An 11,820-nucleotide genomic window follows, 5' to 3' on the forward strand; every position below is an offset into this window, starting at 1 on the left:
TTTATGACACCAGATATTGATGCTATTATTTCAAGCTTATATAAAGATTTTAGGGATCGTTCGCAAGAAGTTAAACGCTATACACAGTTTATACAAGTTATTGCTGATAAAAAAGCTATTGGATTGTCTCACTTGAGTGAGGGTGAATTGGCCCCTGTTGATGGTTTTACATTAGATAGGGACTTGGTTAAAACTATAAGGGCAAGTGGATATCTGCTTTTATACAACCTTGTAGAGTCTACGTTATCAAATGCAATTGATTCTATACATCAAGCAATTGATGTGCATGGTGTTGAATTTAATCAATTAAATAAAAATATGAAAGAAGTGACTTTAAGTCATTTTAAGAAAGCTATTTCTGGTAAAAAAAGTGACTTTTCCTCTCCCCACCCTATACAGGTTGCAATGTTGAAAATGGGCTATGCAAAAGAGAGCCTTTTCTCAGGTAATATTGATTGTAAGGAAATTAGAGAAATAGCTAAAAAATATGGATTTTTAGTACCAGATCCGAAATTGAATGGTAGGAATGTTGGTGATTATGTTTTGGAAGTTAAGTCTAAACGTAATGATCTTGCTCACGGTTCTATTTCATTTGAAAGGTGCGGCAGAGAGACGGCTCCAGAGCACCTTATTTTAGTAGCAGATCAAACTATATTATATCTAAGAGCTGTTTTAAGATCAGTTTCTTACTTTATTCGTTATAAGCAATTCTCAGAAATTGAATGATTAATTATAAATTAGTGATGTGTTTTTTGAAGCTCTCACCAATGATTTTGGCTAGTCTTACGGGCACGGCGTTGCCAATCATTATACCAACAGGCTTTAACAAAATTTGCTCTCCATCAGAGGCAAATTTATAATCCTTAGGGAATGATTGGAGTAAGGCGGCTTCCCTTAAAGTTATCGCTCGATCTTGCTCTGGGTGACCGAAACGTCCGTTGCCATAACCAAAACACAACGTTGTCATTGTTGGGCTTGGCTTATCCCATTCCATTCGCCCGTAGACTGCAGGATATGACTTCCCACTTTGTTTTACATGACAAGCAGCTCTGAGCTCTTCAGGCCAATCTCTCCAAGTACCACCCGGTTGGGAATGACGTATTCTTTCCATATTTATTTTTGATAATTTTGATGTTTTATGCAGAGGGTCATTCGGGCTGACATATCCCGCAAAAATCGGCTCTAAATCACCTATAGTTTCTCTCACAGTAACTAGTTTTGCGTGAGTGGGTGGCATCAACTCGATGGAGCCTAATTTTGAAGCGAGGAGTACATGCCGACGACGGTTTTGAGGTAATCCATACTCAACACATTTCACTGTATCAGCCCAAACATAGTAGCCTTCACTTTTAAGAGAGCTCACAAAGTCGTGATAGATTTTATGCTTGGTTACAGTCGGAACATTTTCCATGGTGACCAGTTCTGGCTTTGCTTCTTTAATTAAGCGTGCAAAAGAACCTAGTAGAGGCCATTTTTTATCTTTTGTGACATCCTTTCCTTGGTTGTATGTCGAAAATGGTTGGCATGGCGCACAACCAGCTAATAGGCGGATCGTATCAGGATCTTGATACCAGCTATTGATATGATCACCCGTGAGTTCTCCTACATCCTGCCTAATAAATTTCGCATGGTTGTTGTGTTCGTATGCAAATCGACAGCTCTCTTCGATATCGTAACCAGCACGTACAGTAACCCCTGCCTGACGTAAGCCAGCCGTGAGCCCTCCCGCACCACAGAACAAATCAACCGCTTCAATCATCCAGCACTCCTCTTAGCGTGCCGCTATTCTATATGTTTTTTTGCCCGTCATCGAGGAGCAATATTGGAGCTTTTCAACTGTCAGCTATTGCTGCTGTTCATTGCGTGCCGTTATTTAGCATGAGCCACCATCAACTCATCCCAGTTAGTCGTATAGCGCGGGCTTCGGTTCGCGCAGCGTAGGTGCCAGGGGGCGTTCTTTTCCGGAAGGCCCAGGCGTACCGTTCCTTTGCCCATCTTTTCGTTCAGCGCGTCCATAGTGGCCATGAGCTTTTGGCTGCGTTGGCGTTGCTCTTCCGTTTGCGGTGTGTCCATCAGGCTGAGCTGTTGGCGGTTTTGGTCGGTCAGGTCGATCAGCATCACGCCCGCTTTCTTGTAGCCGTACTTTGGCCGGTAGACCTTGCGCAGCGCTTCCTGGGCGGCGTGGAGGATGTCGCGGGTGTCTTGGCTGGGGCGTTCCATTTCTACCGCCAGGCTGGGGGAGTACTGGGGCAGGTCGGGCCGGAAACGATCGGTTTTGAGGAAGACCAGCACGGCGCGGGCGAGGCTTTTTTGCTCGCGTAGCTTTTCAGCGCCCCGTTGGGCGTGTTGGCGAATGGCGCCCTGTAGGTCGTAGAGCTGTGAAGTGGGTCGGCCAAACGATCGGCTGGTCATGATGCGCTGGCGTGGCTCGTGAACGTCGTTCATCTCCAAGCAACTGATGCCGCGCAATTCCAGCACCGTGCGCTCTATGTTCACCGAGAATTTACGACGTAGGCGCTTGGCGTCCGCTTCGCGGAGATCCCAGGCGGTGTTGATGCCAAGGATTTGTAGGCGTTCGTTTAGCCTGCGGCCTACGCCCCACACGTCGCCTACCTCGATCTGCTTTAGCAGGTGCTTGGCTTCGTCACTTTCTGCGTGAAGGATGCACACGCCGGGGTAGCCTGGGTGCTTTTTGGCGATGCGGTTGGCCAGCTTTGCCAGGGTGTGGGTAGCGGCAACACCGACACAGACAGGAATGCCGGTATAGCGTCGGATCTTCCAATGCAGTGACTTGGCGTGTGCCAGCAGCGCTTCTGGCTCGAAACCATCCATGCGCACGAACATTTCATCAATGGAGTAAGGCTCTACCCCGGCCGTCTCCTCTTCCAGAATGCCTTGCACCCGGTGAGACATATCACCGTAAAGCTCGTAGTTGGAGGAGTGGAGAAAAATCTCGCCGCGTTCGACCAGGTGACGCACCTGGTGGGCAGGGGTGCCCATCTCGATACCCAGCGTTTTCAGCTCTTCCGAACGGGCGATAATGCAGCCGTCATTGTTGGACATAATGCCCACCGGGCGCCCAACCAGCTTGGCATTAAAGACCCGTTCGCAGCTCACGTAGAAGTTATTGCAGTCCACCAGGCCAATCATATTGAGATCCACTACTTGTGTAAGACTGTTAATTTATACAGTATTATCCACCAGGGAAGCGACAGGCAAACGCTAATATACGTCGCTTAATGTGGAGCAATCACAGGGCAACAGCATGCGAGTGAATTACTTAGGGCCAGCAGTGGTGGGCGTGGAGCACCCAGCCGTGGCAGAGATGGACAGGCGTAAATTTCCGCCTAGCTGCTTTCTGGTGGAGATCAGCGAGGATGCACGCCCAGGCGGGCTTTGGATGGAAGGCGATGTGCTGGTGGTGGATGAGGCGCGTTCGTTTGGCCATGCCGATTTGGTGGTGGCAGAAGTGGAAGGCGAGTACCGGTTATTTAAAGCGCACCGCGTGGGTAGCCGCTGCCGGTTGCTGCCTACCAGTGGTGGTCAGGGGTGTTTTATCACCGCCAAGCAGTATCGAGGGGTGGTGGTTAGGCAAGCCAGGTGTTGGGCGGTGTAGGTTATTTCTTACAAACAGATGGCAAAATGCTTACATGCATTGCTCAGTTAATTTGGCATAGTAGTGTGGTCGCCTAATAGCGCGCGTGGCGGAAACGCTTCGCCAGAAGATTGCGACAACGGAATACCCCCGGCCATGTGGAGTGGTCGGGGGTTTTGTTTTTAAAAAGAGGGCATAGTGAAGATGAAGAAAATAGCATTAGGCGCCACATTGGTTTGTTTGTTGTGTACGTCTTTATTGGCGTTTGCGGATGAGTGGTACGAGGGCGGTACCTTAGAAAATGCCAATGGCAATGAATGGCGTGAAGCCAGTGAAGAAAACAAGGTAGCGTCGGCGGGTGGTCTGCTAAAGGAGATGTATGAGCAAGGGTACCTTGACCCTAGAGTATTTCCAGATGTGAACAGTGTTGATGATCTTCGACCACATGCGGAGAGCCTCTCTATGTATACAGATGAAGTGATAAATCATGTCGTTGAGGGTGCTGAAAGCCCTGCCCAAGCAGAGAGACTGTTACGTTATATGTTGGGGCCATTGACTTATGGTGCGGCAAGGATGGGTGAGGCCGCGAGTGAAAAATAAGTGCTGATACTCACCGCGTCTCCATCCGAATACTGCAGGTATACCCCCGCTCCGTGAAGTTGTGGGTGACTTCATCAATGATCCAAGGCGTGGCGTCGATCTCTGGCTTGTAGCCCTGGGCAGTGACCGGGGTTTCGGGGTAGATGTCGGCGCGGCCTTCGGCTAGATCCAGCGTTAATTCTGAATGTTTCCTCTGCAGGCGCTTGAGTTCGGCGCTTGCCTCTTCAATGGCGTGGGCCTCGGTAGCATAGGTGTGGCGTAGCCGTTTGGTGTTGTCGCTGCTGCCCACCAGTACCTCTTTGCGTTCCGCTTCATCCAGGTCGCTCCAGTAGGCGAGCACGCCGGTGAACTCTTCACGGTCGGCGATGAGATAGCGGTGGGTGTCGCCTACGCCACGCTTGAGGGTGAGCATGGGGATGGGCGTACCGCCTGCGGTCACGCCGCCGTTCATGGGCATAAACAGCAGGTTGCCGTTTTTGGCCATGCATAGGGCGTCATAGCGTTCTGCCAGGCGGTAGAGAAAATGTAAATCTGATTCGTCGGTTTGGTCGATGTGGTCGATAAAAATGCCTGCCAACGCTGGGGCAATGTTGGGGGCGAGGCCCAGGCGACCGGCGGCGGTGGCGACGATGTCTTGCAGGGTTTTCTCGTGGTAGCTTTCACAGCGTTTGGCGGGGTTCTCTTTGCGTAGATCCGCGCTGCGGGCGCGAATGGTGAGCACGTCCGGCGCGCCTGAATGTTCGACTTCATCCACGGTGAAGCTACCGCGATCCACCAGGGCTTCACCTTCCCAGCCCAGGGCTACGGTCAGGATCTTACCGCGCGGGGGGATGGCGAGGCGGCCGTCGTGGTCTTCAAGGGTTAGGGTAAGTTCGTCGGTGGTGGTACCGCGCCGGTCGGTGATGGTGAGGCTTTGTAGGCGGCCGGTGGCGGCCATGCCACCTATGGCGTAGGCGGGGCGTCGGGCGGGAATCATGCTTACACCAACCTTGGCACGGCGCGAAGGGCCATGCCTGCCAGCGGGCCGAGCATGGCCAGCAGGTTGCCGTTGTCGTCTTCTACCCGGTGCATCACCATATCAAAATCAATCTGCTGGGCGGCGCCGTCGCGCATTAGTGCGACCTTGCGCTCCTTTAGGCTTTCCATGACAAAAAAGCCGTAGTTTTTGCCGGTGCCTTCGATCAATGGCCAGGCGTGGCCTTGGCTGGCCATGTCGCGCAGCTGATCCAGGTGGGGCTGGCCACCGGTGAACTGGGGGTGAAGGGTGCCGGTGAGCGTGAAGGTGTCTTCCCCTGGGCCAAGAAACTGCCGGGCGGGCAGCAGGCCGACCCGGCCTTGGGCTTCCTGCCGCCAGTTGGTTTGGCGCTGTAGTTCTTGATAGGCGGCGGTGTCGAGTGAGAACACGAACATGCCGTAAATCATCATCATGGTGATAGTCCTCAGTGCTCTTTAATCAATGTCGTGGAAGGCGCTGCGGTGCCTTGCCTGGGCGCGGCGTTCGGCATCGCGCAGGGCGCGCTGTACTTCGGCGTTTACCAGCCTTGCGAGGGCTTGTTCATCCATACCCGGGGCGGCGTGAATCTCGATGTTGATGCCGCCGTAAATCACCAGCCCGCCTTCATTGGGTTGGCTGGCGTGGCTTTGCAGCGGTGGCCGGGCGTCGATGTGTACGCCGCTGGTGTCGACCTGCAGCGGGTCGAATTGCGGCAGTTCTGGCCACTCGAATGCCAGCGCATCCAGTGTGGGCATTTCCGGCAACGTGGGCCGATGGATCTCTAACGCGCCTAGCTCGGGCAACGCGGGCAGTGTTGGCCGCTCGATGTGTAGGGCATCAAGCGTGGGCGTTTCGGGCTTGGGTACGTGGGGCGTGGCCACCTCGCTATAGAGCGTGGGCATTGCTGGCAACGTGGGGCGCTGGATCTCTAAGGCGCCCAGTTCGGGGAGCGCGGGCAGTTCGGGTAACGAAGGCAGTTCGGGCCGCTCGATGTGCAGCGCATCCAGCGTGGGTGTTTCGGGCTTGGGTACGTTAGGCGTGGCCACCTCGCTCACCAGCGTGGGTAGTGGCGGCAGGGTGGGCGTTTGAAACTCTAACGCGAGGGCGGGCGAGGCGACCCCTGCGCCCAGCATTAGCCCGGCGGCGGCGCTTCGTAAGCGATCCGTCAGGCTGCGCACTTGCTTAACGGGGCCATCGGCGTCGGCTTCAATGCCGTTGGCCAAGCCTTGGGAGACGTAGCCACCGATGGTGGCAAACACGCGGCTGGGGGAGTGGATATCCAGCCAGCCACGCACGGTGCTGGTGACGTCGTTGGCGAGGTTGGCGGCGCTTTCCGTGGCGCGGTTGGCACCGTCGCGAATGCCTTGGCCCAGGCCATAGGCGGTATCCCTGCCAAGCTGGATTGCACGGTTGGCACCGTTGCTGAGTGACTCCAGTGCGCTACCCATGGCGTCTTGCACCCAGCCTGCGATATTGCCCGCCATGCCCATTACCTGGTCACGAAGCGCGCCGATCATGCTGCCGATGCCGTTGATCATGCCTTCGACGATATTGACGCCGAAGCCTTCAAACACGCGGCTGGGGGAGTTGATACCCAGCACCCCTTTGAACCAGTCGGCTACGCTGGTGGCGATGCTGGTAATGCGTTCGCGCAGGGCGGAGAGTTTTTCGGTTAGCCCGCCGAGCAGGCCGTCAATCACAAAGCCGCCCAGGCTGCGGAAACCTTCGGGCACTGAAATGCCCAGCCTATCCAGCGTGGAGACAAACGCGCTGTGCAGCAGCCCAAGCGGTGACCAATCAATCAGCAGCTTGGAAACGCCACCAATGCCATTGCCAAAGGCGTCGTTGACCGTTGCCCACACGCTATTTGCTGATTGGCGCACCCAGCCCATGGCGCTGCTCATACCGCTGGATAGGCCGCCGATCATCTTGCTACCCAGCTCGCTAAGTGAGCCGGGCAGCTCAATGCCCAGCAGGCCTAACGCGGATGAGATGCCGCTATAGAGCAAGCCAAGCGGTGACCAGTTGACCAGCAGGCGGGTAACGCCGCCGATGCCGTCGCCAAAGGCGTCTTTTACCTGCTGCCATAGGCCGAGGAAAAAGCCTTTGATGGGTTCCCAGTATTTGTAAATCACCAGGGCGGTGGCGGCGATAGCCAGGATGGCCCAGCCGATGGGGTTGGTGGCCAGGAATACCGCCGTTGCTTTGAGTGCGCCCAACAGGCCCACCGTTAGCGCTTTGCCCACCGCGAACAGGGCGGCACCGGCGGTTTTTAATACTGGGCCGAGTACGCCTGCCTGAATGCCCAGGGTGGACATGGCGAAGCGGGCGAACAGCAGCGGGGAGAGGATGCTGGCGAAGGTCATGGTGACGGCACCGCCGATGGTGGCCAGGGCGATCATGGCCGCCGCGACCTTGGCGATGGTGCCTGCGAGCTCGGGGTTGGCTTTTATCCAGTCGCCGACCGCGCGGGTAATCGTGGTGATGGTTTGCACCAGGTCCCGCAGGGGGCCGTCGTTGGTGTCGGTGATACTGATGCCGACTTCTTCCCAGGCGCTGCGCAGGTTTTTTAAATCGCCGCCAATGTTGTCGGCCATCACTTCGGCCATACGGGCGTTTTCGCCCATGTTGTCGCCCAGGGCGTTGATGATCTCATCCAGTCGGCCACCGCCCATGGCGTCGACCAGTTCCGCCATGCCGGAGCCCGCTTCCACGCCGAAGATATCCTGCATGATGGCTTTGCGTTCGACGTTGCCCAGGTCAGCCGTGGCTTGGCTGATATCACGCAGAATATCGGGCATGGCGCGCATATTGCCGTTGGCGTCTGACACCTGCAGGCCGATGTTTTCAATCGCGGCCGCGCCCTTGGCTGCTGGGTTGGTGAGCCGGTTCATCATGGCGCGCATGGTGGTACCGGCCTGGCTGCCCTGGATGCCGATGTTGCCGAGAATGCCCGACATCGCCGCGGCTTGTTCCATGGTCAGCTTGAGGTCTTCGGCGCCGCCCAGGTACTTCATGGTTTCGCCGAGCATTTCCAGGTTAACGTTGGCCCGGCTGGCAGTACCGGAGAGGATATCCCCGACCCGTGCCATGGCGCCTTCCGCCTCCATGTCGACCTTAAACGCACCGGCAATATTGGAGGCAATATCCGCCGCGCGGGCTAGTTCGGTATTGTTGGCCAGTGATAACGCGAGCACGTCTTTCATTGAGGCTTGAATGGCCTCGCTGCTCATCCCGGCGCGCAATAGAAACTCTTGACCTGCCCCGACTTCGGTAGCGCTGAAGGCGGTGGTTGACCCTAAGTCACGGGATTGCTGGCGTAGCCCTTGGAAGCGCTCATCGTCAGCGTCGAAGCGGCCCACGGCCTGCAGGGTGCTCATCTGTTCCGCCCAGGCAACGCCTGGCGTTAGCAGCCTGGCGGCGGCGTAACCTTGGGCCATGCCGGTGCCGAGCATGCCCATGCCCACGCCTTGGGCGCGGGCGACGTTGGCCATGCCGTTTTGGTAGCGGTCGCGGGCCTGGGTTAAGCGCCGCTGGCGGTCGGCGACTTCGGCTAGGTGACGCTTTTGTTCCTGCAGGGTGGTGTTTAGGCGCTCTTCCCGGGTGCGTAGCTCTCTTGCGCTTCGCCCCATGTTATCGGTGCTGATGCCCGCTTCATCCAGCCGTGTTTTTAAGCCCCGGATGCGCTCGGTTTGGGTGGCGTGGTTCTGGGTGAGCCGCTTTACTTCCTCGCCTGCGTTGCGGGTGCGGTTGCGGTATTCCCGCATCGCGCGGGCGGAGCGGTCAAACTCGGTTTGCTGGCCGTGGAGGCGCACGCGGGCGCGCTCCAGCGAGGCGGTCAGCTGGTCGGTGGGCTGTTTGGTGTTGAGCAGTTCTTTTGCTAAGCGGTCGTATTCCCGCCGGGCGACGGTAAGGCCGGATTTGATGCCGGTGTGCGCTTCGCGCTGGCGTTCCAGTGCCTGGGTGTATTCACGGTTGCGCGTGCGTGCGTCGCGCATTGCGCGGGTGTTGGTGCGAATAGCGGCATTGGCTTTGCGGTAGCTGGTGAGGTCGCTTTGCTGACGCTGCAGGTCTTTGAGCTGGTCGCGGGTTTCGCGCATGGCCTGGCCGGTTTGACCGGCGCTTTGGCGCATCCGCTTTAGGGGGCCGGTGACGCGATCTACCGCGTTCAACATGACTTGCAGGCGTAGATTACGCGACATCGGCTTTTTTCCTATTTGCTGCGTTTACCGTTTGGCTTGCTGCCTTCGTGGCGTTTGCGGGCGCGCTCGCGCCATTGCATGAGTTCTTCCAGCTCCATGCCGTCCATCGCGCTGGGTTCCCAGTGGAAGACCATGGCTAGATCGGCCATGGCGTCTTCCACAAACTCGGCTAACGCTAGGCTTCGATGTCCTTGAATTTCTTTGGAGTTAAAAAACCGTTCAGCGCCGTGCCGAGTTGCACCAGGTCAACGATATCCATGGTTTTGAGTTCGGCTTCTGTCAGCGCGGGGGTGGTAATGCGGGGCATGACTTTGGTAAGGGCGGCCACGTCCAGGTTCATGATGTCGACCAGGGAGACGCCGCGCATACCGCCGCTCATGGGTTTGCGCACGGTGATTTCATTCACCAATGTTTTGCCACGCTGTAGCGGGGTTTCCAGCTCGACCACTTCGGTGGGTACGCCTGGGGCGGTGACTGTCTGGGTGTCGGTGGTTTCTGCTGTTTGGCTTTCAGTCTTGTCGATCATGATATGTTCCTAAGTGTTGGGTGTGGCCACCGGGGTGGCCGTGGCCACCGGGGTGGCCGTGGGTGGGAAGTTGCCGGGCTGATTACACCCCAAGGGCGGCGCGGCGCTCTGCCAAGCGATCCTTACCGCGTACCTTGAAGATGAAGCCGGGCACGTCGCGTTCGATGACCTCTTCGCCATCGACCATTAACTTGAAGTAGCTCAGGGTGGTGGTAACGCTGATCTGGTTGTTATCGCCTTTGCTGGCGTCGCCCATGGCGATGGTTTTGTGGCGGCCGCGCATGACGATCTCGACAGGGATGATGTTGCCGTCTTCGTCGGATTCGTAAGAGCCGGTCATGCGCAGCATGGCGGCGTCGTGGATGGGGCTGCCGTAGCTTTCGTAGATATCGACAATCATGCCGCCCGCGACCCATTCGAAGGTTTGCAGTTCGTTGCCTTGATCGACTTCAATCGGGCCTTCCATGCCGCCGCCTTCGTACTCGACCATGCGGCGGGCCAGCTCAGGCAGGGTGAGTTCGGGAATCTGGCCCTGCCAGTTGTTGCCGTCGCCGAACAAATTAAAGTCTTTGAGGATGTGGGGTAACATTTTTGCTTGCTCCTGTTAGGCGTTGATGCGGTCGGCAAAATCGACCAGATAGCGGTCGGTAATGCGCTGCTGCAGCATGAGATTTTCCAGCGGCGGCACCGGGGTGTAGTCGTAGTCGATGTAGAGCTTGCCGCTTTTCAGCACTTCCTTACTGTTCAGCTCTGGATCGAACCACGCTTCCCCGCCGAGGATGTAGCCCTTGCGCGTCAGCTCGCGGAACTTGGCATTGATGCCTTCGATAATGTCGCGCACCAGGCTGGGGTGCATGGGCTTGTCCACCGCCCATAGGTGGGCTTCGGCGATGGTGTCGGCGAGCACCTGGGCGGTGCGGGTGTAGGACTCAAAGGCGAACAGCGGGTCGATGGTGCAGGTGCGCGAGCCCCAGAAGCGGAAGCCTGATTTGTTGATGAGCGTGGTGACTTCGGCGGCGTTGAGGTAACCGGCATCGGTGGCGGGATCTTGGAGATCCCAGAACACATCGTGGGTAATGCCGGTGACGCTGTTCACGGGCATGTTGGAAAGGGTTTTGTGCCAGCCGATGTCGTTATCCAAGCGGGCGCGGTGGCCAAGGGCTTTGGCGACGGCGGAGAGCGGGCGGCTTTCCTGGGCGTTAACGTCGAAGTTTTGGAAGTTGGGCCAGATCACCATGGCTTCCCGCTCGCCGAAGTTCTCCCGGTACATCACCGCTTCTTCTTTGGTTTCGCAGCCGTAAGCAGATACGTAGGCGAAGGCGCGTAGCTTGATGGCGATGCTGACCAGGGCACTGGCGACGTTTTCGTTATCCAGCTCCGGCACGCCGAGAATGCGCGGTTTCACACCAAAGCGCTGTTCGGCGGCGAGCAGCGCTTGAATGCCGGTTTTCTGACCGGTGGCGGTCACGCTGCCGATGATATTGGCGGTGGTTTCGGCTTCGTCCTCGCCTTCGGCCACGCGCACCACCACGCACAGGGCGCGGGTTTCTTCGACAATGGCGCGCAGCGAGCGGGCCAGGGTGCCGGTGGTGCCTGCCGCGCCAATGGCGCTGTAGATGTCGGTGACCAGCACCGGCGTATCGAGGGGAAAGCGTTCGGCGTCCGCCTCCGGGCCAGTAGCCACCAAGCCGATAACGGCGGTGGCCACGGTGCGGATGGGGCGAGTGCCTTCGTTGATTTCGACGACGCGGACGCCGTGATGGTAATCCTGGGCCATGCTTGTCTCCTGCGCAGGTTCAAGCGGGGTTCTGTTGAGGTGTGCTGCTATGGTGGGCAGGCTTCGCGCGGGAGGGTAGTGGCGGGCGTTGTGCGGGAGGTGGGGGACAGTGCAGAATGGCTCACT

The 11,820-nt window shown here is 57.0% G+C and carries 12 protein-coding genes; 3 read left to right on the forward strand and 9 right to left on the reverse strand.

The window, feature by feature from the left end; genetic code table 11:
• Window positions 1-3 precede the first annotated feature (3 nt).
• On the forward strand, window positions 4-726 hold the full coding sequence (locus A6R74_RS08265; protein ID WP_064234052.1) for an MAE_28990/MAE_18760 family HEPN-like nuclease: 723 nt from the start codon (window positions 4-6) through the stop codon (window positions 724-726).
• 4 nt (window positions 727-730) lie between these two features.
• Here the strand turns inward: A6R74_RS08265 and A6R74_RS08270 are convergent, their stop codons facing one another.
• Both A6R74_RS08270 and A6R74_RS08275 read right to left on the reverse strand, forming a co-directional pair.
• Window positions 731-1,759, reverse strand: coding sequence for a DNA cytosine methyltransferase (locus A6R74_RS08270; RefSeq protein ID WP_064234053.1), 1,029 nt, complete (start codon window positions 1,757-1,759; stop codon window positions 731-733).
• A 110-nt stretch (window positions 1,760-1,869) separates the two neighbouring features.
• The gene (locus A6R74_RS08275; RefSeq protein ID WP_064234054.1) at window positions 1,870-3,150 is read right to left on the reverse strand and encodes a Y-family DNA polymerase; all 1,281 of its coding nucleotides are present in this window, start codon (window positions 3,148-3,150) and stop codon (window positions 1,870-1,872) included.
• A 115-nt stretch (window positions 3,151-3,265) separates the two neighbouring features.
• On the opposite strand from A6R74_RS08275, the gene A6R74_RS08280 reads away from it, so the two are divergent.
• Window positions 3,266-3,616, forward strand: a complete 351-nt coding sequence (locus A6R74_RS08280) for a hypothetical protein (protein ID WP_064234055.1) — start codon at window positions 3,266-3,268, stop codon at window positions 3,614-3,616.
• 177 nt (window positions 3,617-3,793) lie between these two features.
• A complete protein-coding gene (locus A6R74_RS08285) occupies window positions 3,794-4,195 on the forward strand; it encodes a hypothetical protein (RefSeq protein WP_064234056.1) in 402 nt (133 codons plus the stop codon).
• A gap of 10 nt (window positions 4,196-4,205) precedes the next feature.
• On the opposite strand, the gene A6R74_RS08290 is transcribed toward A6R74_RS08285, so the two are convergent.
• The 7 genes from A6R74_RS08290 to A6R74_RS08320 all read right to left on the reverse strand — a co-directional run bounded on the left by A6R74_RS08290 (window position 4,206) and on the right by A6R74_RS08320 (window position 11,694).
• Window positions 4,206-5,171, reverse strand: coding sequence for a contractile injection system protein, VgrG/Pvc8 family (locus tag A6R74_RS08290; RefSeq protein ID WP_082906631.1), 966 nt, complete (start codon window positions 5,169-5,171; stop codon window positions 4,206-4,208).
• 2 nt (window positions 5,172-5,173) lie between these two features.
• Complete coding sequence (locus tag A6R74_RS08295; protein WP_064234057.1) at window positions 5,174-5,623, reverse strand: phage tail protein; 450 nt, start codon at window positions 5,621-5,623, stop codon at window positions 5,174-5,176.
• Between the two features lie 21 nt (window positions 5,624-5,644).
• On the reverse strand, window positions 5,645-9,391 hold the full coding sequence (locus tag A6R74_RS08300; RefSeq protein ID WP_064234058.1) for a phage tail tape measure protein: 3,747 nt from the start codon (window positions 9,389-9,391) through the stop codon (window positions 5,645-5,647).
• Window positions 9,392-9,402: 11 nt separating this feature from the next.
• Window positions 9,403-9,540, reverse strand: a complete 138-nt coding sequence (locus A6R74_RS08305) for a GpE family phage tail protein (RefSeq protein ID WP_064234059.1) — start codon at window positions 9,538-9,540, stop codon at window positions 9,403-9,405.
• Window positions 9,541-9,566: 26 nt separating this feature from the next.
• Window positions 9,567-9,917, reverse strand: a complete 351-nt coding sequence (locus tag A6R74_RS08310) for a phage tail assembly protein (RefSeq protein ID WP_082906632.1) — start codon at window positions 9,915-9,917, stop codon at window positions 9,567-9,569.
• An 82-nt stretch (window positions 9,918-9,999) separates the two neighbouring features.
• Window positions 10,000-10,506: a phage major tail tube protein gene (locus A6R74_RS08315; RefSeq protein WP_064234060.1), complete on the reverse strand. Its 507-nt coding sequence runs from the start codon at window positions 10,504-10,506 to the stop codon at window positions 10,000-10,002.
• 15 nt (window positions 10,507-10,521) lie between these two features.
• On the reverse strand, window positions 10,522-11,694 hold the full coding sequence (locus tag A6R74_RS08320) for a phage tail sheath protein (RefSeq protein ID WP_064234061.1): 1,173 nt from the start codon (window positions 11,692-11,694) through the stop codon (window positions 10,522-10,524).
• Between the last annotated feature and the right edge of the window lie 126 nt (window positions 11,695-11,820).

It is taken from the genome of Halomonas sp. ALS9, from assembly GCF_001651035.1.
Classification (GTDB): domain Bacteria; phylum Pseudomonadota; class Gammaproteobacteria; order Pseudomonadales; family Halomonadaceae; genus Vreelandella.